This is a genomic window from Xanthomonas sp. DAR33341 (assembly GCF_003992815.1).
GTDB lineage: Bacteria > Pseudomonadota > Gammaproteobacteria > Xanthomonadales > Xanthomonadaceae > Xanthomonas > Xanthomonas cissicola.
This window is the reverse complement of sequence record NZ_QEYV01000029.1, coordinates 138,097-163,794: the sequence shown is the minus strand read 5'-3', so window position 1 is coordinate 163,794 and position 25,698 is coordinate 138,097. Positions and strand designations below refer to the sequence as shown.

The window sequence follows — 25,698 nt, the reverse complement described above, 5'->3', positions numbered from 1 at the left end:
TGATGTGTGACTTCCCCTCGGCTCACAGCTGGGCTTTCTCGGACGGCTGCCTGCCGCCGTACCCTCACCCCAACCCCTCTCCCGCAGGCGGGAGAGGGGCTTTACAGCAGCGATCGCCGGCCTGCCTTCCCCCGCCGGCGGGGGAAGGTGCCCGAAGGGCGGATGGGGGCCGCCGCTGGCCGAGCGGAGGCTTGTTCCCTCTTCCTGTGAGAAGGTGGCGCACAGCGCCGGATCAGCGTGCGGGTTTGAGCGGGTGACCGTTGATGTGTGACTTCCCCTCGGCTCACAGCTGGGCTTTCTCGGACGGCTGTCTGCCGCCGTACCCTTACCCCTCTCCCGCAGGCGGGAGAGGGGCTTTACAGCAGCGATCGACGGCCTGCCTTCCCCCGCCGGTGGGGGAAGGTGCCCGAAGGGCGGATGGGGGCCAGCCGCCGGCCGAGCGGAGGCTTGTTCCCTCTTCCTGTGAGAAGGTGGCGCACAGCGCCGGATCAGCGTGCGGGGCTTGAGCGGGTGACCGTTGATGTGTGACTTCCGCTCGGCTCACAGCTGGCTTTCTCGGACGGCTGCCTGCCGCCGTACCCTCGTACCCTCACCCCAACCCCAACCCCAACCCCAACCCCAACCCCTCTCCCACAGGCGGGAGAGAGGCTTTACAGCAGCGATCGACGGCCTGCCTTCCCCCGCCGGCGGGGGAAGGTGCCCGAAGGGCGGATGGGGGCCAGCCGCTGGCCGAGCGGAGGCTTGTTCCCTCTTCCTGTGAGAAGGTGGCGCACAACGCCGGATCAGCGTGCAGGGTTTGAGCGGGTGACCGTTGATGTGTGCCTTCCCCTCCGCTCACAGCTGAGTTTTCTCGGACGGCTGTCTGCCGCCGTACCCTTACCCCTCTCCCGCAGGCGGGAGAGGGGCTTTACAGCAGCGATCGCCGGACTGCCTTCCCCCGCCGCCCGAAGGGCGGATGGGGGCCAGCCGCCGGCCGAGCGGAGGCTTGTTCCCTCTTCCTGGGAAGAAGATGGCGCGTAGCGCCGGATGAGGGAGCGCCGGCGCGGCGATCAATCCTCCGGCGGCTGGCAGGAGTCGCGCACGATCAGGTGCGGCCGCACGCTGGCGGTGGGCAGCTGCGGCGCGTTGTCGGGCTGGATCAGCATCGCCGCGGCGGTGCGGCCGGTGTCGCGGGTGTGGCGGCGCACCGAGGTCAGCGGCGGCCACAGGCGCGAGGCCAGCGAACTGTCGTCGTAGCCGATCACCGAGAGCTGGCGCGGGATGTTGATGCCGGCGCGCAGGGCGACCTTGTAGATACCGGCGGCCATTTCGTCGTTACCGGTGAAGATGGCGGTGGGCCGTTTCTTGCCCAGCAGCAGCTTTTCGGCCGCCGCCACGCCGGATTCGAAGGTGTAACCGGCTTCGACGATGCGCTCGGGCGGCAGCTCGATGCCGCGCCGGGTCAGCGCGTCGGCAAATCCGGAGGTGCGCTCGATCGAGGAGCGGTAGGCGCTGGGGCCGGTGACCAGGGCGATGTCGCGGTGGCCCAGCGAGAGCAGGTAATCGGCCGCCTCCGCTGCCCCGTCGCGGTCGTGGGTGATGACCGTCTGCGAGGTGGCGTCCAGCGCGATCGAGGCGATGCGGGTGTAACGGCAGCCGATCTCGGCCAGCATGTCGGCCAGCGCCTGGTCTTCGGAGGCGCGTGGCACCAGGATCACGCCGTGCAGCTTCTGCGCCTGGGCGAAACGGCGCACGCCTTCGATGTAGCCGGGGCTGCGGCTGTCGCAGGGGTGCACCACCAGCTCGAAGCTGGAGCCGCGCAGTGCGTCCAGCGCGCCGTACTGCATGTCCACGATGTATTGCGCGGTGGGGTTGTCGTAGACCATGCCGATCAGGAACGAGCGCCGGAACGCCAGCCCGCGCGCGAGCGGATCCGGCGCGTAGCCGACCTCGCGCATCAGCGCCTCGACCTTCTCGCGCGTGTCCTGGCGCACCAGTGGCGAATTGTTGATGATCCGCGAGACGGTCTTCTTGGACACGCCCGACATCCGCGCGATGTCGTTGATCGTTGCGACCCGACCCTTCGGCAGGCCAGGCATTCCCTCTTCAGGCATCTTGCGGGCGGGCATAGCGGTCAACCAGTAAAGTTGATTGGATTCTACCGGCCCGACGGCCGGCAGACCTGAGCGAGGCCTGCCGCTGCACCGGGTCCGCCGTGCCGGGCCTGCCACAGCAGGCGGCGCCACGACATGCCCGCCGATGCAGAACGGTCAGTCAGTCAAGGGCGCGGTAGCGGAAGTTGCGGAATTCCACCTGGCCGGGGCCTGCGGCATAGAGCGCCGGCTTCAGGGCCAGGAACTTGCCGGCCACGTTGTGGTGGTAACCGGACACTTCCATCTGCACCGGGTACTTGGTCCACGTCTTGCCGTCGGGACTGCTGTGAATGGTGACGATGTGGCGGTTGTTGGTGACGCGCAGCCACAGCGTGCCGCCGGTGGTGCTGGGCGCCAGCGTGGCCGGGCGTTCCTCGCCGTAGCGGTGCATGACGAACTGTTGCCCATTGCTGCCGACGCCGGCATAGAGCTTGTCGCTGTAGAACAGCAACGCCCCGCCCTGCCCGCCCGGCGCCACGGTCATCTGCACTTCGAACTGGTAGGCCGGGTCGGTGGCGATCACCGTCAGCGGCGAGGCATTGCGCGGCGCGGTGCCCTTGCCCTGCAGGCGCAACACGCCATTGCCCACCTGCAGGCGCTTGGCTTCGTCGGCAGCCGGATCGAAGAAGGCCCACTGCGGGCCCAGCCTGGCGGCACGGAAGTCGTCCGACAACGCCATCCCGTGGGCCAGCGCCTGCCCGCTGGGTTTCTTCAGCGGGGTGCCCAGATCGCCGCCCTTGGCGGCGAACCAACCGTCCGGAGTCCATTCGATCGGGTCGAGCAAGGCCTGCCGGCCCAGCGTCCAGTAGCCGTGTTCGTAGCCGTGGTAGAGCATCCACCAGCGGCCGTCGGTGCCTTCCACCAGGGTGGCGTGGCCACGCGACCACCACGGCTCATCCGCGCTGCTGGTGCGGGTGATCGGGTTATTGGGCGCGTTCTGCCACGGGCCGTGGATCGAACGCGAGCGCGCGGTGATCACCATGTGCCCGGTCGGCGGGCCGGCGGTGCCGCCCACGGCGGTCGTCATGTAGTACCAGCCGTTGTGGCGGGTGATCTTGGGGCCCTCCTGGGCATAGCCTTCCACGTCCCAGCTTTCCGGGTATTTCCAGCCGTCGTAGACGTGCCTGGGCGTGCCGACCACCTTGAGGCCGTCATCGGACAGCTGCACGTAATCGCCGCCGCTCAGGAACAGGTAACGCTTGCCGTCTTCGCCCACCGCATGGCCGGGGTCGATGTATTTGCCCAGGCCGATATCGATCGGCGCGCTCCATGGACCGGTGATGTCGTCGGCCCACACCACGAAATTGCTGCGCTCGCCCTGATCGCCGCGCCGCGCGGGGAAATAGATGTAGTAGCGCTTGCCGTGCTTGATCAGGTCAGGCGCCCAGATCGCACCGACGTTCTGGGCGATGGCGTGGCCCAGCGGCTGCCAGTTGACCAGATCGCGCGAGTGCCAGATCGGCAGGCCCGGGTACGCATCGAACGAGGACAGCGTGAGGTAGTAATCATCGCCATCCTTGAGCACCGACGGGTCGGGATGGTCGCCGGCCAGCACCGGATTGAGAAAGCGGCCATCGCCCTGGTCGGCGATGCGCTGGTGTTCGATACCGCGCTTCCAGTCCGCCGCAGCGCTCAGGCCGGCGCACAACAGCAAGCCGCCGGCCATCAGCCAACGCCACCGGGATGAAATGGGACGCACACACATGCTCTCTCCTAGTCCCGGATGCCGGGCTTTACCACGATGGCGGGCAATGCCACCGGTTAACCAGATGCGGTAGAACCCTGCCACCGGCAACGGTGTCTGGCACGCTTGCAGGTGGATGGCAGGCGATCGATACGACGCGAACAAGCCGTACCGATCGCCCGTCTGCCAGTCATGCCATCACGCAGTTACCCCGGCTCAGGCGCGCAGGGCGCGCGGCAGCCACAGCGACAACTCAGGGAAAAACGCCACGATCAACAGCACGCACAACGCCGCCAGCCAGAACGGCCAGATGGTGCGCATGCTTTGCGCGATGGTGATCTGCCCGATGGAGGTGCCGATGAACAACACCGAGCCGATCGGCGGCGTGATCAGGCCGATACCGCCGGCCAACACCATCACCAGGCCGAAGTGGATCGGGTCGATGCCGTAGGCCTTGACCACCGGCAGGAAGATCGGCGTGCAGATCAGGATCTTCGGCGCCAGGTCCATGAACATGCCCAGCAACAGCAGCATCACCACGATCATCAGCAGCACCGTGTTCTTGCTGTCGGCAATGGCCTGCAGGAACTTCACCGCCGCTGCAGGTACCTGCAGATAGGCCAGCAACCAGCCGAACACAGCAGCGGTGGCGATCACGAACAGGATCACGCCGGTGGTGCGCGCCGCATGCGTCACCGCAGCGAAGAACTCGGCCCAACGCAATTGGCGATACAACAACGCGGTGACGATCAATGCGTACACCACCGCAATGGCGGCGCTTTCCACCGCGGTGAAGATGCCGGCGCGAATCCCGATGAAGATCAACCCGACCAGCCCCAGGCCGGGCAGCGCGCCGATCAGGCGCAAGGCCACCGCACGCCAACCAGGAAAGGCTTCGGTGCCGTAGCCGCGATGACGCGCCACCGCATAGCCGGTCACCATCATCGCGGCGGTCATCAACAACGCGGGGAAGATGCCGGCCGCGAACAGATCGGCAATCGACAAGCCGCCACCGGCCGCGGCCGAGAACAGGATCAGGTTATGCGAAGGCGGCACCAGCAAGGCCACCAGCGCAGCGGTCATGCTCACATTGACCGCGTAATCGCGGTCGTAACCGCGCTTGATCATCTGCGGAATCATGGTGCCGCCGACTGCCGAGACATCGGCAATCGCCGAGCCGGAGACGCCGCCGAAGAACAGCGACGAAAGCACGCTGACTTGGCCCAGGCCACCGCGGACACGCCCGACCAAGGACGAGGCCAACGCGATCAAGCGTTCGGAAATGCCACCGCGCAGCATCAGCTCGCCAGCGAAGATAAACAGCGGAATCGCAATCAACGACGCCGAGCCGCTACCGGCGGAAATCTGCTGCACCAGCACCACCGTGGGCAGGTCCAGATACAGCAGCGTGGCCAGCGCCGCCGCGCCCAGGGCGTAGGCCACCGGCACGCCGATCAGCAGCAGCACCACGAAGGTGCCCAACAACATGGCGATGCCCATCAGCGCACTCCTCCGACATGGACCGGGCGCAGCACGCGCCACAACTTGAACACGGCAAACAGCACCATCAGCGCACCGCCGATCGACAGCGGCAGGTAGTTGATGCTCTGCGGCATCTGCGCACCGGCCATCTTGATATCCAGCCCGTCGACCAGCAGTGCCGCGCTCCACCATGCCAGCACCGCACCGATGGAGAGGATCATCAGCGGGCGAATCACTTCGAACATCTTGCGCACCAGCGGCGGCACGTGGTCGCCCAGCAGGTAGAAGCCGAAGTGGCGGTTGGTATGCACGCCGGCCGCCGCGCCCAGGCTCAGTGCGGTGCTCAGCAGCAACAGGGTCACCGGTTCGGTCCAGCTGGGCGAGTCGTTGAGCACGTAGCGGGTGAACACCTGCCAGCCCTGCACGACCACTAGGCCCAGCAGCGCCAATGAGGCCACGCCCACGGCGATATCGGAAACGCGGTCCAGCGCGCGTTGCAACGGCGCGACCGGGACGGCAACAGTCTCGGGTTCGGTCATCGGGACACCTCTATGCGAAATCGCGGATGCGGCGGTACAGGGTTTCGATCTCCGGCTGCTTGCGGTATTCGGCCAACAGCGGCGCAGCGGCAGCGCGGAATGCCGGCATGTCGACCTGATTGAGCTTCACGCCGTAGTCGATCACCTGCTTGCGCGCCACCGTCTCGGAGGCGTCCCACAAGTTGCGCATCACCGGCACCGAGGCGCGCGCCAGTTCCACCACCAGGCCGCGGTCGGCCGCGCTCAGCGATTGAAAACTCTGGCGCGACATCACCAGGATGTCCGGCGCGTAGGAATGCTCGCTCTGCGACCAGTAATGCGCGGCTTCGAAATGCCGGCTGGACTGAAAGCTGCGCATGTTGTTTTCCGCACCGTCGATCATGTGCGTTTCCATCGCCGAAAACGTTTCGCCCAGCGACATCGGCGTGGGGTTGGCGCCCAGCATGCGCATCAACTTGAGGAAGATGTCCGACGAAGCCACCCGCAATTTCAGGCCCTTGAGATCTTCCGGGCGGTGCAGCGGATGCTTGGTGTTGTAGAAGCAGCGCGCGCCCGAATCGTAGATGGCAAGACCGACCAGATCGCGCTGCTCGAAGCTGCGCAGCACGCTGTCGCCGACATGCCCGTCGATGGCGCGACGCAGATGCGGTACCGAGTCGAACACATACGGCAGGCACAGCGCTTGAGTGAGCGGGAAGGTGTTGTTCAACGCGCCGGAATACACACGGGTGATGTCGATGGCGCCGAAGCGCGCCATGTCGATCGCCTCCGATTCGCGGCCCAGCTGGCCGGAGTGGTACTGGCGCAGCTTGAGCCGGCCGTTGGTGCGTTCTTCCAGCTGCTTGCCGAACCAGCGCACCGCTTCCACGGTGGGGTAATCGCCGACGTGCACATCGGTGGCGGTGAGCAACTGCCCGCCGGGAACCGGCGTGGTGGCGCCGGCACCCCACCAGGGGGCGGCGGCAGCGGCGCCGAGCCCGGCACCGAGAAAATGTCTGCGTGTGATCATTGGCGCCCTCCCAAGCGTCTGGTCACGGGGACCGCCGTCAACTGGCGGACACAGCCGTACAGGAAATATCGCCGATGCCGGCGAAGCGAATCAGGGCACGCTGCCCCACTTCGATGTCGTGGATACCGGTGGCATTGCCGGTGGCAATCAGATCACCGCGCTTGAGCGGACGCCCGCGCTGTGCCGAACGGCTGAGCGCGAATGCGTAGGCCGCGCGCAGCCCGCCCGGCAGCGTGGTGGCCCCACCGGTGCCAACCACCTTTTCGTCGATCAGCGTCTGGGCAGTGAGCGCAGCCTCGTCGCGCGCCAGCCAATCGGTCACTTCCGGGCCCAGAATCAGGCCGTTGTTGTTGCCGAAGTCCGAAATCACCACCCGCGGGCCCAACTGGTTGATGGTGGCCAGCGGGCTGCTGGCGATTTCCACCCCGATGAACAACGTGGCCGGCAGCTGTGCCGCCTGCTCCGGGGTGAAGTGGGTCTGATCGGCCGGGGCATCGGCACCGAGCATCAGGACATATTCGGCTTCCACTGCGCCGAAGCCGCCGACAAAGATCGGGAACTCGGTTGTTCCACCGGTAGCATTCCAGACCTTCCGAGAGAAGATCGGGCCGAGCAGACGCTCGTCGCCGGACGCGTCGCGGCGCTCGGCGGCGATGTACCCCACCTTCCAGCCGACGACGTGGTCGTGCCACTGGCTGATGGCGATGTCCTGCACCTGGTAGGCGGTGACCAGATCGTCGGGGATTTGCCCGGGAAAGTCAGGCAGCGATGCCCCTGCACGGCGTGCTTCCACAAATCGCTGGGCAATGGCGGACAGCGCGGGTGTGGACGATGGCGGAGTGGCGGCGTCGTTGCTCAAGGGTGTCTCCCCGATAGGTGTTTTGTTGCACTGCCAATCGACAGCGGCACGGTGTGCTGTATATGGTAAACCGGTGTCATTGGCAATGTGCACTGCGGCAATTGTGGTCGCGGTGACGAAGTGGCCCTGGGAGGGGTGAATGCAACAGACACGCCAAACGCATGCGTTGACCGCACTTTCGCGCGCCACGCGGCATGGCCTGGCGGTCCTTGTGCTGGGCGCGCTGCTGGCCGGCCCGGCGCCGGCGGCCGAGCGACCGAGCGCCGATACTGCCGCCGAACAAGCCAGCCGGATCGCGCTATGGCCAACGCCGCTGGCACCGGGGGATACGGCGCTGCCGCAACCGCAGCGCATCGTCGAGCGCAGCAGCGAGCCGACGCAGCCGGATCGCTACATCCAGCAGGTCAGTACGCCGTATCTGGTGGTCTACCGGCCCAAACAGCCCAACCGCACCGCCCTGCTGGTCACGCCTGGCGGCGGCTACCAACGCATCGTGCTGGACAACGAGGGCAGCGCGCTGGTGCCCGGCTTTGTCGACGTCGCCGGCATCACCCTGTTCGTGCTGCGCTACCGGCTGCCGGGCGAAGGCCACCCGAACGGCGCCGACGTGCCGCTGGCCGATGCGCAACGTGCCTTGCGGCTGATCCGCGCCAATGCGGCGCGCTATGGCATCGATGCGCAGCGCGTGGGCGTGATGGGCTTTTCGGCCGGCGGCCATGTCGCCGCCAGCCTGGGCACGCGCTACGCCGCGCAGGTGTATCCGCCCATCGACGCGGCCGATGCACTGAGCGCACGACCGGACTTCCAGTTGCTGATCTACCCGGTGATCGACATGGACAGCGCCAACGCGCACAAAGGCTCACGCGAACGCCTGCTCGGCAGCGCCCCGAGCCAGGCGCAGGTGCAGGCCTATTCGCCACAGCTGCACGTGGACGCGCGCACGCCACCTACCTTTCTGCTGCATGCGCAGGACGACAGCGTGGTGCCGGTGCGCAACAGCCTGCTGATGCACGATGCGCTGCTACGCGCTGGTGTGCCCAGCGAGCTGCACGTATTCCCGCAGGGCGGCCATGGCTTCGGTACCGCCAGCGGCAGCGGTCTTACCGTGTCCGCATGGCCGCAGCTGGCGCAAGCCTGGATCGCGCATGTCGCCAAGCCCGCACCGACACCTACACCCGCGAAGGAGATGGCGCGATGACAACCCAAGCCACTCCTGACACGCGACGCCGCACGCTGCTGCGTGGTGGCCTGCTCGCGACTGCGGCAGCAACGCTTCCCGGCTTCGCTGCCGCGGCCGTACTTGCGCCGCCACGCGACGATGGCGCGCCGCTGGCACGCGTGCGTGGCGGCGCGCTGCGCGGCTACCGCGACCAGGGCGTCTGCGTGTTCAAGGGCATCCCCTATGGCGGCGACACCGCTTCGCGACGCTTCCAGGCACCGCTGCAGGAAACGCCGTGGCACCACGTGCGCGATGCCAGCGGTTTCGGTGCAGCGGCGCCACAACCCAAGGCCAGCGAGCCCACCAGTGAGGACTGCCTGTTCCTCAATGTGTGGACACCCGGCCTGCGCGATGGCGGCAAGCGGCCGGTGTTGTTCTATATCCACGGCGGCGGCTACACCACCGGCTCCGGCAGCGATCCGCTCTACGATGGCGTGCGCCTGTGCAAGCGCGGCGATGTGGTGGTGGTCACCGTCAATCACCGGCTCAACCTGTTCGGCTATCTGTCGCTGGCGCAGCTGGGCGATGCCAGTTTCGCCGACTCCGGCAATGCGGGGCAGTTGGACCTGATCCAGGCGCTGCAGTGGGTGCGCCAGCACGCGGCCGAATTCGGCGGCGACGCCGGCAATGTCACGGTGTTTGGGCAATCGGGCGGTGGCGCCAAAATCGCCACGCTGATGGCGATGCCGGTCGCGCGCGGGCTATTTCATCGCGCCTGGACCATGAGCGGGCAACAGGTCACCGTGGCCGGGCCGCGTGCGGCCACCCAGCGCGCGCAGCTGCTGCTGGACGCGTTGAAGATTTCGCCAAGCGAGATCGCGCGCATGCGCACGCTGCCTGTGGCCCAACTGCTGGCCGCCGCGCACGTGCGCGACCCGTCGCGGGTGGAAAGCACGGCGCTGTATTTCGGCCCGGTGCTGGATGCGCGCAACGTGCCGGTGCATCCGTTCTGGCCGACGGCGCCGGTGCAGTCGGCACGTATTCCGATGGTGATCGGCAATACGCGCGATGAAACACGCGGCTTTCTCGGCAACGATGCGAAGAACTTCGCGCTGAGTTGGGACGAATTGCCGGCCAGGCTGGAGGCGCAGCAATACGTGGACCTGTTGCCGCAGGTGGTCATTGCCGAATATCGGCGGCTCTATCCGCAGTACACGCCGTCGCAGGTGTTCTTCGCAGCCACCACCGCCGGCCGCTCGTGGCGCGGCGCTGTCGAAGAAGCACAAGCGCGTGCCCGTCAGGGCGCGTCCACCTGGGTCTATCAACTGGATTGGGGTTCGCCGCTGGATGGCGGCAAGTTCGGCGCCTTCCATACCTTGGATATTCCGCTGGTGTTCGACAACGTGCGCCAGCCGGGCTCGCGCACCGGCGATGGTGCCGATGCGCAGCGCATGGCCGAGCAGATGAGCGAAGCGCTGCTTGCGTTTGCGCGGCAGGGCGACCCCAATCGTCGCGGCGCGCCGTACTGGAAACCGTATTCCTTGAAACGGCGCGAAACGCTGGTGTTCGACACGCCAAGCCGGTTGGAACTGGATCCGCGTGGTGGCGAACGCCTGTTGTATCAACAAGCGCCGTTCATTCAACGCGGGACGTTTTGATTGCCATGCAGCGCGAACACCCTACGCTGCGCGCGGGCTCAGCCCTCAACGCGCCGCGGGCACCGGCGCGTCTGCCTCGATCACACCTTCGCGCTTGAGCGCCTCCCACACCGCCGACGGAATCGCCACCCGCATCGAGCTCGCATTGGCGCGTGCCTGCTCGGCCGTGCGCGCACCGGGAATCACGGCCGACACCACCTGCGGGGCCGCAGCAAATTGCAGCGCGACGGTGCGTAGATCCACGCCGTGCCGGTCGCAGATGGCCAGCGCTTTCTGCCGCTTGGCAGGCGCCCATGGCGGAATGGTGCCGTCGTAGAGATAACGCTCGCGCCCGGCCAGATAGCCAGCCAACAGCGGTGCACCGATCACAACCGAGGCGCCGTGCTTTGCGATCTTCGGGAAGGTGTCATGCAAGGCCTGCGCATGGTCGAGCAGCGAGTACTGGCAGGCGAGCAGGAAGATGTCCGGGTCGGCTTCTTCGATTGCGCGCAAGGCCGGCTCAGGACGATTGACGCCGAAGCCCCAGGCCTTGATCGAGCCCTCCTTGCGCATCTTGGTCAGCTCCGGCATCGCGCCCTTCACCGCCTCGGCGAACCGCTGCTCCCACGGCATGCCCAGGTCTTTTTCGTTCTCTGGCGAGAGATCGTGGATATACGCGATGTCGATCTGCGACACACCCAGACGCTGCAGGCTGTCTTCGATCGAGCGCCGCACCCCGGACGCGCTATAGTCGTAGCGATAGTCGAACGGCGACGGTTGCTGCCACATCGTCTTGGGCGGCGTGTCGGTCGCGGTGAGCAAGCGCCCGACCTTGGTCGACAACACGTAATCGTCGGCCGGATGGTTGTGCAAATGATGGCCGGTGCGTCGCTCCGACAAGCCCAACCCGTACCAAGGCGAGGTATCGAAATACCGCACGCCCGACTCCCACACCGCTGCCAGCGTCTGCTCGCTCTGTGCGTCGGTGGCAGGCGCAAAGCCATTACCGATCGCCACGCCACCGAAGCCGAGGCGACTGCCAGGCCGGTAGCGTCCGCCCTTGACGAGCGGATTGGTCGGCAATGCGCCCGCATCGGTTTTCCCGCGCGTGGGCATCACGCTGCCGGGTGCCGACGATTGCGCCATCAACGGCGCAGCGGCCAATGCCGCAGTACCGGCCGCGGCAGCAGAAAGGAATTGGCGACGTGTATTCATGGGAATTCCTTGCAACAACGTGGTCCACGAGCATGGCCCCGCCGGTGTGCATGCCAAGTCAGCGAACTCAGCCTTGGGCTTCAAACCAGTGCCAATGGCTGCACGCGCGCACGTGGCGCGCCATCGCCCAGCCATAGCGTGGCCACGCTGATCGGCAGACTGAAACGACGCGGCCCGGCGCTGCCCGGATTGAGATACAGCACCCCATCGTGCATGTGCACCACCGGCTTGTGCGAATGGCCGCTGATGACGACGTCGGCCTGCACCTGCGGTGCCAGCGTCTTCAGATCGTGCAGCACATGGATGCGCACGCCATCGATCTGCAGATCCCGCGTCTGCGGTAAACCCGCCGCCCAGGGCTTGTCATCGATATTGCCTGCGATGGCATGCAGCGGTGCCAGTGCCCGCAATGCCTCAAGCACCTGCGGCTTGCCAACATCGCCGGCATGAATGATGTGCGCACAGCCCTCGAGCGCGGCAAGCGCTTCGGGCCGAAGCAGGCCGTGCGTATCGGAGATCACGCCGATCCGCGTGCCGGTGCCCGTCTGGCCATCACCGCGCTTGCGCTCGATCATCGAGACGACCTGCTGCTGGATGATCTGTTGCGAGACTCCCGGCCTGGAGAGATCAATGCCATCACGGTCGAGTGGGAGTGCAGGAATGCAGGCGATGCCAGCGCATGACCCACGCCGTCAACGACAGCTGGATGCATGACGCAGCTGCCGCCTCCCACCGGGCCAGTTGCCCGGTGGGAGGCGCAGGGGGCATCAGCCATACGGCGTCAGCACGATGGCGCCCAGCGGTGGTAACAGCAGCGGCAGCGATTGCGCGTGCCCATGCATGGATTGCTGCTCGGCGGTGACGCTGCCGCCATTGCCCAGGTTGCTGCCGCCGTAGATACCGGCGTCGCTATTGAACACCTCGCGCCACTGGCCGCCTTGTGGCACACCGATGCGATATGCGTGTTGCACGACCGGGGTGAAGTTGATCACCACCAGCACCGGTGCGTCGCCGCGTTTGCCCTTGCGCAGGAACGCCACCACGCTGTTGCCGGCATCGTCGCCCACCACCCAGGCGAACCCGGACGGATCGTCGTCGTGCGCGTGGAGCGCCGGGTATTGGACATACAGCCGGTTCAAATCGCGCACCAGCGTCTGCACCCCACGATGGCGAGGGTCGTCGAGCAAATGCCACGGCAGGCCGGCGTCGTGATTCCACTCGGTCGGCTGGCCGAATTCGCAGCCCATGAACAGCAACTTGCGTCCCGGGTGGGTGAACATGAAACCCAGGTACGCGCGCAGGTTGGCGAAGCGTTGCCAATCGTCGCCCGGCATGCGGCCCAGCAACGAACCCTTGCCGTGCACCACTTCGTCGTGCGAGATCGGCAGCACGAAGCGCTCCGAATACGCATAGACCATGCTGAAAGTCAGCTCGCCATGATGGTAGCGGCGATAGATCGGGTCCAGCCCGGCGTAATGCAGGGTGTCGTGCATCCAGCCCATGTTCCACTTGTAGTGAAAGCCCAGGCCGCCGTGCGCCACCTCGGCGGTGACACCGGGAAACGCAGTGGATTCTTCGGCAATCATCACCGCGCCCGGAGTGTGCTCGCGCACCACCTCGTTGAGCCGGCGCAGGAACGCGATAGTCTCGTAGTTCTCGCGCCCGCCGTGGATGTTGGGTATCCACTCGCCGGCGTTGCGGCTGTAATCGCGGTACAGCATCGAGGCCACCGCATCCACGCGCAGGCCATCGACGTGATAGCGCTGCAGGAACTCCATCGCACTGGCGATCAGGAACCCGGACACCTCGCGGCGACCGTGGTTGTAGATCAGCGTATTCCAGTCGCGGTGGAAGCCTTCGCGCGGGTCGGCATGCTCGTACAGCGCGGTGCCGTCGAAATGCGCCAGTCCGTGCGCATCGGTGGGAAAGTGCGCCGGCACCCAGTCGACGATCACGCCGATGCCTTCGCGATGGCAGCGGTCGACAAAGCGCGCAAATCCATCGGGCGTGCCGAAGCGCGCAGTGGGCGCGAACAGGCCCAGTGGTTGATAACCCCATGAACCGCCGAACGGATGCTCGCTCACCGGCATCAACTCGACATGGGTGAAGCCCATGTCGGCCACGTACGGGATCAGGCGGTCGGCCAGCCCATCCCAATCCAGATCAACCCCTGCTTCGCGCAGCCACGAGCCGGCGTGGATCTCGTAGATGCTCATCGGCGCGTCGTGGGCCTGGCGACGCGCACGCGTGGCCATCCAGCCGTCGTCGCTCCACTGATGCGGCGTGGGATCGGCCACGATGGACGCAGTGCCCGGCGCAAGCTCCGCGCGGCGCGCCACCGGGTCGGCCTTGGCCGGCAACTCGTGCCCGTGCGGACCACGCAGCTGGTACTTGTAATGCGCGCCGGGGCCGACGTCGGGCACGAACAATTCCCACACGCCGAACTGATGCCGCAGCCGCATCGGATGACGGCGCGCGTCCCAGCTGTTGAAGTCGCCCACCACCGCCACGCGCGAGGCATTCGGTGCCCAGACGGCAAAGCGCGTGCCGCGTACGCCCTCCACCTCGACCACGTTGGCGCCCAGCGCGTCGGCCAGCTGCAGATGGTGGCCTTCGCTGATCAGGTGCAGGTCGAAGTCGCTGAGCTGCGGGCCGAACGCGTACGGGTCTGCGGTCTCCTGCTCGCCACCGGGCCAGCCGATGCGCAGGCGATACCCGCCGTGCGCCGGCAACTCGCCGGCAAACAGGCCCGGCTCCGGGCCGGCGTCCAGCGCCACCACCTGCCCATCGTCGAGCACCGCACTGACGCGGTCGGCGCCGGGTAGATAGGTGCGCAACAAGCGCCCCTTGTCGGACGGGTGGGCGCCCAAGACCGCAAACGCGTCGCCGTGGCGCGCTTCTGCCAGGGCGCGTACCACGCCGGAATCCCATCGATTGCTCACTGCTGTCATTACTCCACTCATCATGTGTCTCCTGCACCGGCGCGTGCGCGTTGCAGGATGCGTCGCAAGCCTTCGATCGGCACCATCAGCCACCCTGGGCGATTGGCCGCTTCATAACGCACTTCGTAGCAAGCCTTCTCCACCAGGAACAACAAGGTGGCTGCATTGAACGCCGCCGGCGCAATCCACGGATGGGCGCTGGCGTCGAGCACGGCATGGTAAGCGTCCAGGAAGGCTTGTGTGGAGCGGCGGCGGAATTGCACCAGGAATTGGTCCAGATGCGTATCCACACCAACACCGGCGCGGGCGGCGGTGCCTTCCTCGCCACGTGCCGACACTTCGCTGGCGTAATCGAGCGAGCGCAGGAAGCCTGCAACATCGCGCAGCGGGCTGGCCTTGGCGCGGCGTTCGGCCAGCGGCTTGGCCGGCTCGCCTTCGAAGTCGATCAGCACCACATCGTCGAAGGCCACCAGGATCTGGCCCAGGTGAAAATCGCCGTGCACGCGCGTGAGCAAGGAGTCGGCCAGCACGCTCGGCGCCTTGGCGAGCAAGGCATCCAGCTGCGGGCGCTGCGCCAGCACCGCCTCCAGCGCCTCGCGTTCGGCACTGTCTTCGCTGCCGGCCAGGCGTGCGTTGACGGTCTCCCACATCTCTTCGACCTGGCGTCCCACGCCGGCCACCACGTCGTTGGCGGTGGGCAGGTCGATACGTTGCGGCGCGAAGTCGGCATCGTCGGTGCCGCGCGACAGCGCTTCGTGCAATTCGGCCAGCCGTTTGCCCACCACGGCGGCGAAGGCATCGTAGCCGGCGACCGCTTCGGCGCGCGCTTCGTCGGTCTGCGCAGTGGCGTATTCGTCGAAGCTGCGCGCCAGATGGTCCAGCGTCCAGCGCCAGGCATCGCCCTGGTTGCGGATGAAGCCCTGCAACAACGCGATGGTGGTGACGGTGCCCTGCCCGTCGATCCGGCTGACGCTGCCCAGCAGCGGCGCAGCGTTGGCGTAGCCCATCTCGGTCAGGCGGCGGCCGATCTCGATCTCCGGGTTGGCGCCCACGGCCACATGCCGCAGCAGCTTGAACACGGCCTTGTCGGCGACCACCAGCGAGCTGTTGCTCTGTTCGGCCGACAACCAGCGGATTTCCGGATCCTGCGGGATGTCCAGCGTTGCCAGTGCCGGCGTGGCTTCGAAGCAGACCTGCCCCTGTTGGGCGGCATCGTCGCCGTCGCAGAAGTCCAGCGCCGCATGGCTGCGCAGCGCATCGATCACACCGCGCACCATGGGCTTGAGCGCAAACGCGTCGGTGAGATAGCCCACCTCGCGGCCCTGGCGCACGCGCGCCAGCGCCAACTGCTCGGCCAGCGTGCTCGGCTGCTCGCGCTCCCACACGATGCCCACCGGCAGCATGTAACGCTCGTGGCGGCCGTCTTCCAGCTCTACCTCCAGTTCCAGCAGCGTCATGGGCTCATCGCCCGGCAGCGGCGTGCGGCGCGCGATGCGCACGCTGCGCAACACCTGGTCCTTGGCCGAGAACCAGCGTCGTGCCGATAGCCACGCCGGCAGGATTTCGCCTTCCAGGGTGGGCAGATGCGGCAGCAGTGCGGCGCTTTCGTCGGCATCGCTGCGCAGCACCAGCGTGCGGTAATCCGGCAGCGGCACCGGGCTGGGCACATGCCAATCCGGCAAGGTGCCTTCGCTGACCAATTGGAACGCATAGAAACCGAACGGCGGCACCGTGAGCAGATAGGTCAACCGGCCGATCGGCGGAAAGCTGCCGCCACCGATGATGTCCACCGGCACGCGACCTTCGAACTCGGACAGATCCAGCTCCACGGCCTGCAGCGTGTGCGAGAGGTTGGCCACGCACAACACGGTTTCATCCTGATAGCAGCGCAAGTAGGCGAGCATGCGGCGGTTGCCCGGGTACAGGAAGCGCAAGCTGCCGCGGCCGAAGGCCTGGTAGCGCTTGCGCACGCTGAGCACGCGCCGGGTCCAGGTCAGCAGCGAATGCTGGTCGCGGATCTGCGCTTCCACATTCACCGCCTGGAAGCCATACAGCGGATCCATCACCGGCGGCAGCACCAGCTGCGCCGGGTCGGCACGCGAGAAACCGCCGTTGCGGTCGATCGACCACTGCATTGGCGTGCGCACGCCATCGCGGTCGCCCAGATGGATGTTGTCGCCCATACCGATTTCGTCGCCGTAATACAGCACCGGCGTGCCAGGCATGGTCAACAGCAACGAGGTCATCAACTCGATACGGCGGCGGTCGCGCTCCAGCAGCGGCGCCAGGCGGCGCCGAATGCCGAGATTGATACGCGCGCGGCGATCGGCGGCGTAGGTCTGCCACAGATAATCGCGTTCCGAATCGGTGACCATTTCCAGCGTCAACTCATCGTGGTTGCGCAGGAAGATCGCCCACTGGCAGCTCTCCGGAATCTCCGGGGTCTGGCGCATGATGTCGGTGATGGGGAAGCGGTCTTCGCGCGCGATCGCCATGTACATGCGCGGCATCAGCGGGAAGTGAAACGCCATGTGGCATTCGTCGGCGTTCTGGCCGAAGTATTGCTGGGTGTCTTCCGGCCACATGTTGGCTTCTGCCAGCAGCATGCGGTCGGGATATTCGGCATCCAGCGTGGCGCGGATCTTGCGCAGGATGGCGTGGGTTTCGGGCAGGTTTTCGTTGGAAGTGCCGGCGCGCTCGATCAGGTACGGCACCGCGTCCAGACGCAGGCCATCCACGCCGCGATCCAGCCAGAAACGCATCACTTCCAGCACCGCGTCCAGCACGGCCGGGTTATCGAAGTTCAGGTCCGGCTGATGCGAATAGAAGCGGTGCCAGAAGTACTGCCCGGCCACCGGGTCCCAGGTCCAGTTGGATTTTTCGGTATCGCAGAAGATGATCCGCGTGCCTTCGTATTCCTGATCGGTGTCCGACCAGACGTAGAAGTCGCGCTCGGGCGAGCCGGCTGGCGCATTGCGTGCGCGCTGAAACCAGGGATGCTGATCGGAGGTGTGGTTGATCACCAGCTCGGTGACGATGCGGATGCCACGCGCATGCGCATGCGCCACCAATTGCTCGAAGTCTTCGATGCTGCCGTAATCCGGGTGCACCGCCATGTACTCGGCGATGTCGTAGCCGTCATCGCGGCGCGGGCTGGGATAGAACGGCAGCAGCCAGATGGTGTCCACGCCGAGCTCGGCGATGTAATCCAGCTTGGAAATCAGCCCCGGAAAATCGCCGATGCCGTCGTCGTTGGAATCGAAGAACGACTTGACGTGCACCTGGTAGATGATCGCGTCCTTGTACCAACGCTGGTCGGCGACCACGGCCGACTGCTCTGCGTCGGCTTGTAACGATGCCGCTGCATTCATGCGACCTCTCCTGCGCGGATGCGCCATAACGCGAACGGTCGCGTTGCCTCTAGACGAATGTGTTGATATTTGCCGTGCCACGCGAAACGATGGCCATCCCACAGATCCTCCACGGCAACGCTGGCGTGATCGGGCAGGCCCAGTTCCCACAACGGGATTTCGATATCGGCGTCCTGCCCGGCATGCGGGTCCAGATTGATCGCCACCAGCACCATGCTGCGGCTGCGCGACAGGTAGCCGGCATCCAGGAATTTGCCGTAGTACAGCACCTGGTCGTTATGCGCCTGGTAGAAGCGCGTGCCCAGATGCGACTGCAGTTCCGGATGCATGCGGCGCAGTTGGTTGAAGCGGGTGATCTCCTCGACGATGTCGCCGGGCACGCGTTCGGGCCATGCGCGCAGCTGGAATTTTTCCGAGTCCAGATACTCTTCCTTGCCAGGCGCCAGCGGTGTGGCTTCGCAGAGCTCGAAGCCCTGGTACATCCCCCATAAACCCGACAGCGTGGTGGCCAGCGCGGCGCGGATCAGATGGCCATTGCGCCCGCTGGTCTGCAGGAACAGCGGGTTGATGTCCGGCGTATTGACGAAGAAATGCGGGCGGAAACATTCGCGCGGCACGCCGTCGTTCAACTCTTCCACGTACGCCTGCAGCTCGTGCTTGTGGTTGCGCCAGGTGAAGTAGGTGTAGGACTGCGAGAAGCCGCACTTGGCCAGCCGGTACATCATCTTCGGCCGCGTGAAGGCTTCGGAGAGAAACACCACATCCGGGCGCCGGCCGCGCACATCGGCAATCAGCCACTCCCAGAACGGGAACGGCTTGGTGTGCGGGTTGTCGACACGGAACAGCGTGACGCCTTCGTTGACCCAGAACAGCACCGCGTCGCGCAGCGTATTCCACAGGTCCGGCACCGCGCCGCTGGCGTAGAAATCGACGTTGACGATGTCCTGGTACTTCTTGGGCGGGTTCTCTGCGTACGGAATCGAGCCATCCGCGCGCCAGGTGAACCAATCCTTGTGCTCCTTCAACCAGGGGTGGTCCGGCGCGCACTGGATGGCGAAATCCAGCGCCACTTCCAGACCCTGCGCGCGCGCGGCCTCGATCAGCCGGCGAAAGCCCTCCAGCCCACCGAGTTCGGCATGGACTTCGGTATGCCCGCCATCGGTCGCACCGATCGCATACGGGCTGCCGGGCTCGCCTTCCACCGCCGTGACCGAGTTATTTCGGCCCTTGCGGTTGTTCAGGCCGATCGGATGGATCGGCGGCATGTACAGCACGTCGAAGTTCATCGCGCGGATGTGCGGCAAGCGCTTGATGACGTCATCGAACGTGCCATGCCGGCTCGCATCGCCACTTTGCGAACGCGGAAACAGTTCGTACCAACTGGAAAAGTGCGCCGCGCGGCGCTCGGATTCCACCCGGAAGGTGACCGGATATTCCGAGCGGAACGGCTTGTCGTCGGCCAGCGCCATCGCCTGCGCGGTATCCGGCTCCAGCACGATGGCCAGCTGCTGCAGGGGTTCGCTCTGCGCACCGATGCGGGTGAGCACGGTCTGCAAGCGCTCGGCCAGCGCACCGTCGCTGCGCGCCTGTGCGGCCTGCACTGCCGCAACCGCCTCCTGCACATCGACCGGGAGCACCGTATTTGCGGCACGTTTCTTTTCCAGATCCGCATGCAAGGTGGCGAAGACGTCGCGCCAGGCTTCTACGCGAAATTCGTAGGTGCCGATGCGTTCCAACGGAAACTCGGCGCGCCAACGGTCGTTGCCCAACGCACGCATTGGCGCGCTGGCCCAGGCCTTGGCGTCGGCCGGACGCCACAGCACTGCCACCGCGATGCGGTCATGCCCATCGCAAAATGCGTCGGCCTCCACACAAATGCGGTCGCCCACCGTGCGCTTGACCGGAAAACGGCCGTTATCCACCGACGGGGTCACCGACTCGATGCACACGCGCGGCCACGTGCCGGCGGTCTGCGCACGCGGGCGCATGCGCGGCACTGCCAGCACATGGCGCGCCGGCACGCTGCGATACACGCGCACCTCGCCCGGCTCCAGCGCCTCCAGCGTGGCACCGGACAAGGTGCGGCCATCTTCGGCCACCAAGGCCTCGGCATCGCCGAGCAGCCGCAACAGGTCTGAAGCCGGCACCGGCACCACGTGCTGGGTGTCGCCATTGATCAATAACAGGGAGGGCAAGCCGCCCAGCGGCTTGATCGCCACCGCGGTGAGCCCGGTCGCCTCCCGCAACAGCGGGCGCAACCGCATGCCTGCATTGCTGGTTGGCAGTCCGTCGGTGGCGTGGATCGATGATGGCAATGCCGACAGGTGCGCATCGTCCAGCAACCATGCCCCGCCCAATGCCAGCGCCAGTTGCCAGTGCTGCTCGGGCGCCGCGGCGCGCTTGCCATCGGGCGCATCCAGCATCGCAACGACCTGCGCGGCCAACGCGCGCAGTGCACTGTCTTCGTCGAAGAACCAGCTGCCGCGACCATCCCACCAGGCAAGCGAGGAAAACGCCGCATCGAACCCGGCGCCGGCCAGCTGCTGCAGTGCCTCCAGCCCCAGGCCCGGCGTCCATGCCGCAAACACCACCTCCGGCGCCTGCGCGTGCACGCGCGCGATCAACTCGCGCCAGCGCTGTACCGGCACCTGCTGCGGCTGCAACAGACGGAAGCCACCAACGCCCTGGCTCACCCACTCCAACAGGCGCGCACTCCACCACTCCACCAGCGCCGCACCTTCCTGCGCGTAGGCGAAGCGCGCTTCGGCCACCTCCGGCGTGGCACGCGGCTGACGCGGGTCCGGGACCGCGGTGCTGCGCGCGCGGAACCACTGCGGGTTATCGCGCACCACCGCGCTGGCGCCGCCCACTTCGTCCAGGCGCACATCGATCCACAGCTTCACGCCCGCGCGTTGCGCCGCCTGCACGGCCTCTTGCAGACGCTGCGCCTGCGTCTGGGCGCCGGCCGCGGGCTCGATCAGACGGCCTTCGGTATCGCGTTCGAAGGGTGCCGCCATCACCACGTAATCGCAGCCAGCCTCACGCGCCGCCACGCAGCGCTGCTCCAGCCCGTTCGCGTCCTTCAGTGCTTCATTGAGAACACAGATGCGCATGGCGCCCCCTCAGCAGGCAACGGCGCGCACGCGCACCGTCACGTGGGAAGCCAGCGGACGCGTGCCACGTGGCAGTCTTGCGAGCCTTTGCTCACCGCGCGCCGCACCACCATCACTACGTACCGAACCTTGCCGTATTGACGCTTGCCGGCACGCTGCCCGACCGACCCTGCCACCCGTGACTGCACTCATGCGCGACTCCGCAACGATTCTTGACCCATGCAGTCAAGCACCCCCCCTGCGAATTTCATGTGTCGGTGGAATTGACGAAAATCAAACAAGCGCGGCTGTGGGGCGTGCGCACGGCATCTCCCATTGCCGTTGGCGATCGCATGCGCTGCCGGGTGACAGGCGCCACGTAGGCAAGGCCGACCAATACGGTGCAGGCCGATAGCTGGACCAACCAGGGAGTGCATCAGCTAGGTCGGCGCCACCAAGGCGGGCGCGTCTCGCCGACCGATCGCATTGGGTCGGGCAAGTAACTTCAGTATCAGACCCGCCGCATCGGCAGACCTCAATTCCATGGGACACAGCGCTTGAGCGATGCCAAGGAAAACCGCGTGCTCCGCTGCACTCGCGCTGCGTGCTCGTCTGATGACAATGAACCACCAAAACCATTTCATTGATTAACTTTTCAGCTGATCTGCCAGGCAACTTTCCCTGCATTTCGCCACCGACATGCTTGGCCGCTGTGCGTCGATTGCACAGATCACTCTCAAGACGGGTTACCCGCTTGGCCCGCTTTTTTTTGTTCGTGGTGAGCCCACGTTTCGTAGCCGTCCCCTAGCCCATGCAATCACCTGCAGATCACCGCCAGATTGACAACATGCTGTCGAATTAAACAACGGCAATCGTATGCAGACCGACAACCAGCATGTCCGCGAGTTGGCGCTGGCGGTGTTCGCAGCCAACGGCCGCCTGGTCAGCGCCGGCAATGAGCTGGTTGCTCACCTGGGGCTCACCAGTGCGTGGTGGCAAGTGCTGGCCGCGCTCCACTACGCGCCGACGCCACTTCCCGCCGCCTCGATCGCGCGCAACATGGGACTCACCCGGCAGGCAGTGCAGCGCATCGTCGATGTACTTGCCGAGCATGGACTGGTCGAGTTCCAGCCGAACCCGCAGCACCTACGCGCCAAGCTCGTTGTCCTTACTCGCGCGGGCATCCAGGCCGTCAAGGGCGCCGAAAACGCCGTTGCCCCCGTCGATCAAGCAATTGCGGACAAGATCGGCATCGATCGCATCCGCGATGCCGTCCGCACGCTCGAAGAGATGAGCGCCGTCATCTCGGAGTATCTGGGTGATGCGCCTAGCGCTTCCAGTTCCATCGTCAAACTGCAGGAGTAACGCAATCATGATTCTGGTATCAGGTGCCACGGGCGGTATCGGCGGCGAACTGTGCAGGCTCTTGCAGGAAGCAGGCACGGCGTTTCGCGCAATGTGCCGCAAGCAGGAGCAGGTGGATGACCTGCAACAGAAGGGCGTGGATGCCGTGCTGGGCGACTTCGACACACCCGAAACGCTGAAAGGCGCAATGCAGGGCTGCGGCACGCTGTTTCTCATCACCCCGCCCACACCCGGGCAGGTGGTCCAGGAGACGGCCGCCATCGATGCGGCCAAGCGTGCCGGCATCGGCCGGATCGTGAAAGTGTCGGCATCCGATTGCAACGTGCGCTCACCGGTGCCGTGGGCGAAATCGCATGCGCTGATCGATCACCACCCGCGCGCCTCAGGCATCGCGTGGACCATCCTCAAGCCCACCGCGTACATGCAGAACTTCCTGTGGTTCAAGGATCCGATCGCCAAGGGCCTATTTCCGATGGCGGCAGGCCGGGGCAGCGTGTCGTGGATCGACCTACGCGACATCGCGCGCGTGGCCTCTACGGTACTGACCGAAGAAGGGCACGCAGGCGCAACCTATTTCCTCACTGGTCCTGAGACGCTCGACATGCAAACGGCAACCTCGCGTCTATCGCAAGTCATCGGGCGTAAGGTGCGTTATCTCGACTTGCCAACGCCGGTGTTTCGCGTATTGATGCGTGCGACCGGCAACTCGCCGTGGATGGCCAAGGGCCTGACCGTGCAATTCGCAGATGTGGTGGCAGGCCATCATGACATCGATCCCACGTTCGAGATCGAGCGGCTCACCGGGAAGCGGCCGCATACATTCGATGAGTTTGTCCGCGATCATCGGCAGGTGTTTGTTGGGTAGCCCCCTGACAACTGGGTTGGGTTGACTGCGCAGCACGCCGACCCTGTTCTTACCGCCGGCAGATGGAAACACTGAGAGACGAGCTCTTCATTGAACCGCATCGCCGATTAGGTTCACCTTAAGTTAGTCGTGACGCCCTTTAATAGAGGAGTTCGGCGGCGATGCGCCTAAGGCGAACCAACGCTTCCTCGGAACTGATTCTACCGGCCTTTCCAATATTGGCATTTGTATCAAAACAAACACGGCCCAGGACAGTCTCGGCTAATACATGATGTGGAGCGATGCGCGTTGCAAGCCGGTCGAGTAGCGCTTGGCCTGCAGAATCTGATTCATGCCCGTCAAGCGCATGCACCCAGTAAAAGTTCTCCTACGCCGCGCAGAATTCTCGGAACGATAAAGCACCGACAGCGCACTGCCGCACCAACGCGTCGTGGTGATCGAGGGCGTCAAGAAGTGCTGTCTCTGCAGGGTTAGTGGCCATGTGCACCGAGCAATCTAATCCGGATAACGAACTCAGGTTAGGCTTCTAAGTAAACCCGACATCGTTCTCTGCTTTGCGGGTAATCGCGCCGTACGTTTACGTGCCTACCAGGAACGCCGCTCACTTCGCCAGAATGGCGGTGGTCAGGTTATCATGTCGACCGTGCGCGGTGTGAGGATTGGGCACGGCTAGCGAGCCGCCGTGCCAACGGGCGCTGTTGGCCAGTCCAGCCCTACGGGGCGTCAGACAGACGCGCGCCGCCTGATCCATCGTACGTTCTGTGACTGCACTCAACCGCGGCCGCCATGCTCATGAGCGACAGACCGTAGAGTTGCAAGAGCACTGTCATCGCGAGGGTCGATGACCGCCGCATGGTGATGGAGTGTTGGCGAAGACTGAAGTCAATCTGACTTAGTAGCTGCTCCTGACTGCGTTCTTCTGCCGCATGAAACTAAATACAAGAGTCCGAGTGTACGATCGACTCATACGCCTCGTATTACTTTATAAGCTCAATATAATTACGCGGCATTGTGGAACAACATTGCCTTAGCCAGACAGGCAAGATGCCAGGTAACTTCAGTCTCACGCTCGAGAAATTTGAAGGCAAAATTTGCAGCTTTACCACGGACAAGCATAGCATCAGTTACGTGTCATATAATATGTAGATGGTTAAATTAGCGCACAACTCATCCGCTAGCTAAAGCCACTGTCTACTCTGCGCGACGTGCGCCCGAAACACGTGATCGCGTGATCGGCTTCGCCCCTTGCAAGTCTGCTTCGAAATCGGGGCCAGGTCGCTCTTCAAGTGAATCTGACCTCGTCATTTTCAATCCAGCAGAACGTCCCCTTTTAAGTATCCGGATGACGGCAAATATTGGGTAGCTGATGCATGCAACCAATACAAGCGGCTTGGTGAAGCCCGCTAAGAATCTAAGCCAGAAGTCCAGTCTATCAATTAGCCGCAACTCGAATGTCGTGGCGGATGGGCGGGTGATGTAGTACGCGTGATACGCGATATTGAGAAGAAGCACGCATGATGCAACTCCGAGGAGTGCGCGGGATAATAACGAAGGTCTTGGTAACTTGGCGCGTAGCGGAAAATAAGCAATCACCCACGGTGCAATAGAGAGCAAAAGAATAGCAAGGTCGCGATAATGATAGCCAAAAATTTCGTTTGCGAATTGGGTCGACTGCCAAGAGTGGGTTAGCCAATAAGTCAGGAATCCATAGCAAATTGGAATAAAAACCATTAGCTTTCTATCCATATTGGTCTACTTACGCGTGGTATGACATGATCTTCATCGACTTCCTGCCCGCCGTCAATCGCCACGCGCAGCTGGGCCACGCCGCCTGGTGGTAGCTGGAGAAATTAGAGGCCGCTTATGCTCGGCCGTCTATGCGGTGCTGCCCTCCCGACTCGGCTCGCGGAAGATATCTCTTAGTACTTATCCGGCCGGCTTATCTCCTGAAGTGAATCTGACCCCGCTTCTCGCCGATGGTGAAGCCGAGTTGTTCCATCCAGCGGTCGCGTAGGCGCAGCGTGGGGATGCGTTGGTGGCTGTCGGGGTAGTAGCCGTAGCCCACGGTACAGTGTTGCGGGGGCACGCGGGTGTCCTGGGCGACGCGGTTTGCTGGGATCGGGACGGAGCTCGGGGATGGGGGTGCGCTCGAAATAGCGTCGCGGGGTGATCGAGAGGTCGAGCGAGTGCCAGCCGATTTCGGTGGGTGGCGGCACCGTGGCGCGCTTGCGCGCTGGCTCGGGACTGGACGTGGGTCGACGCATGGCAAAGTCCTCCTTGACGAACAGGCCCCGACGCCGGGTGGTGACGGGATGTCGGGAGGTTAGAAACCGAAGACTGACGACGG

General features: G+C 65.0%; 17 protein-coding genes. 4 read left to right on the top strand and 13 right to left on the bottom strand.

Features of this window, described 5'->3' with window-relative positions:
* Nucleotides 1-1,049: 1,049 nt before the first annotated feature.
* The 6 genes from EO156_RS14430 to EO156_RS14405 all read right to left on the bottom strand — a co-directional run bounded on the left by EO156_RS14430 (nt 1,050) and on the right by EO156_RS14405 (nt 7,705).
* A complete protein-coding gene (locus EO156_RS14430) occupies nt 1,050-2,108 on the bottom strand; it encodes a LacI family DNA-binding transcriptional regulator (protein ID WP_007968130.1) in 1,059 nt (352 codons plus the stop codon).
* A gap of 145 nt (nt 2,109-2,253) precedes the next feature.
* The gene (locus tag EO156_RS14425) at nt 2,254-3,837 is read right to left on the bottom strand and encodes a family 43 glycosylhydrolase (RefSeq protein ID WP_016850026.1); all 1,584 of its coding nucleotides are present in this window, start codon (nt 3,835-3,837) and stop codon (nt 2,254-2,256) included.
* A gap of 195 nt (nt 3,838-4,032) precedes the next feature.
* The gene (locus EO156_RS14420; RefSeq protein WP_005912129.1) at nt 4,033-5,316 is read right to left on the bottom strand and encodes a TRAP transporter large permease; all 1,284 of its coding nucleotides are present in this window, start codon (nt 5,314-5,316) and stop codon (nt 4,033-4,035) included.
* Complete coding sequence (locus tag EO156_RS14415; protein ID WP_005912128.1) at nt 5,316-5,837, bottom strand: TRAP transporter small permease; 522 nt, start codon at nt 5,835-5,837, stop codon at nt 5,316-5,318. The genes EO156_RS14420 and EO156_RS14415 overlap by 1 nt, the downstream gene beginning before the upstream one ends.
* 10 nt (nt 5,838-5,847) lie before the next feature.
* Nucleotides 5,848-6,846, bottom strand: a complete 999-nt coding sequence (locus EO156_RS14410) for a TRAP transporter substrate-binding protein (protein ID WP_016850027.1) — start codon at nt 6,844-6,846, stop codon at nt 5,848-5,850.
* Between the two features lie 37 nt (nt 6,847-6,883).
* A complete protein-coding gene (locus EO156_RS14405) occupies nt 6,884-7,705 on the bottom strand; it encodes a 2-keto-4-pentenoate hydratase (protein WP_016850028.1) in 822 nt (273 codons plus the stop codon).
* Between the two features lie 139 nt (nt 7,706-7,844).
* Here EO156_RS14405 and EO156_RS14400 point away from each other — a divergent pair, with 139 nt between their 5' ends.
* Together EO156_RS14400 and EO156_RS14395 are read left to right on the top strand one after the other, a co-directional pair.
* Nucleotides 7,845-8,903, top strand: coding sequence for an alpha/beta hydrolase (locus EO156_RS14400; protein ID WP_029827811.1), 1,059 nt, complete (start codon nt 7,845-7,847; stop codon nt 8,901-8,903).
* Nucleotides 8,900-10,522, top strand: a complete 1,623-nt coding sequence (locus tag EO156_RS14395) for a carboxylesterase/lipase family protein (protein WP_029827810.1) — start codon at nt 8,900-8,902, stop codon at nt 10,520-10,522. The genes EO156_RS14400 and EO156_RS14395 overlap by 4 nt, the downstream gene beginning before the upstream one ends.
* Before the next feature lie 45 nt (nt 10,523-10,567).
* Here the strand turns inward: EO156_RS14395 and EO156_RS14390 are convergent, their stop codons facing one another.
* The 5 genes from EO156_RS14390 to EO156_RS14365 form a co-directional block, all read right to left on the bottom strand.
* Nucleotides 10,568-11,716, bottom strand: a complete 1,149-nt coding sequence (locus tag EO156_RS14390) for an aldo/keto reductase (protein ID WP_016848851.1) — start codon at nt 11,714-11,716, stop codon at nt 10,568-10,570.
* 80 nt (nt 11,717-11,796) lie between these two features.
* Complete coding sequence (locus tag EO156_RS14385) at nt 11,797-12,291, bottom strand: metallophosphoesterase family protein (protein ID WP_016848850.1); 495 nt, start codon at nt 12,289-12,291, stop codon at nt 11,797-11,799.
* Between the two features lie 192 nt (nt 12,292-12,483).
* Nucleotides 12,484-14,667 carry a 1,4-alpha-glucan branching protein GlgB gene (gene glgB, locus EO156_RS14375; protein WP_033483012.1) on the bottom strand — a complete coding sequence of 728 codons (2,184 nt, stop codon included), beginning with the start codon at nt 14,665-14,667 and terminating at the stop codon, nt 12,484-12,486.
* 11 nt (nt 14,668-14,678) lie between these two features.
* A complete protein-coding gene (treS, locus tag EO156_RS14370) occupies nt 14,679-18,029 on the bottom strand; it encodes a maltose alpha-D-glucosyltransferase (protein WP_016848848.1) in 3,351 nt (1,116 codons plus the stop codon).
* Nucleotides 18,026-21,142, bottom strand: a complete 3,117-nt coding sequence (locus tag EO156_RS14365; protein ID WP_016848847.1) for a maltotransferase domain-containing protein — start codon at nt 21,140-21,142, stop codon at nt 18,026-18,028. The genes treS and EO156_RS14365 overlap by 4 nt, the downstream gene beginning before the upstream one ends.
* 855 nt (nt 21,143-21,997) lie before the next feature.
* Between EO156_RS14365 and EO156_RS14360 the strand changes: the two genes are divergently transcribed.
* Both EO156_RS14360 and EO156_RS14355 read left to right on the top strand, forming a co-directional pair.
* Complete coding sequence (locus EO156_RS14360; protein ID WP_016848846.1) at nt 21,998-22,486, top strand: MarR family transcriptional regulator; 489 nt, start codon at nt 21,998-22,000, stop codon at nt 22,484-22,486.
* Nucleotides 22,443-23,351: an SDR family oxidoreductase gene (locus EO156_RS14355; protein ID WP_230578014.1), complete on the top strand. Its 909-nt coding sequence runs from the start codon at nt 22,443-22,445 to the stop codon at nt 23,349-23,351. Before EO156_RS14360 ends, EO156_RS14355 begins: the two co-directional genes overlap by 44 nt.
* 1,191 nt (nt 23,352-24,542) lie before the next feature.
* Here EO156_RS14355 and EO156_RS14350 read toward each other — a convergent pair.
* On the bottom strand, nt 24,543-25,097 hold the full coding sequence (locus EO156_RS14350; RefSeq protein WP_144363094.1) for a hypothetical protein: 555 nt from the start codon (nt 25,095-25,097) through the stop codon (nt 24,543-24,545).
* A gap of 193 nt (nt 25,098-25,290) precedes the next feature.
* On the bottom strand, nt 25,291-25,437 hold the full coding sequence (locus EO156_RS24405; protein WP_230578010.1) for a SymE family type I addiction module toxin: 147 nt from the start codon (nt 25,435-25,437) through the stop codon (nt 25,291-25,293).
* Between the last annotated feature and the right edge of the window lie 261 nt (nt 25,438-25,698).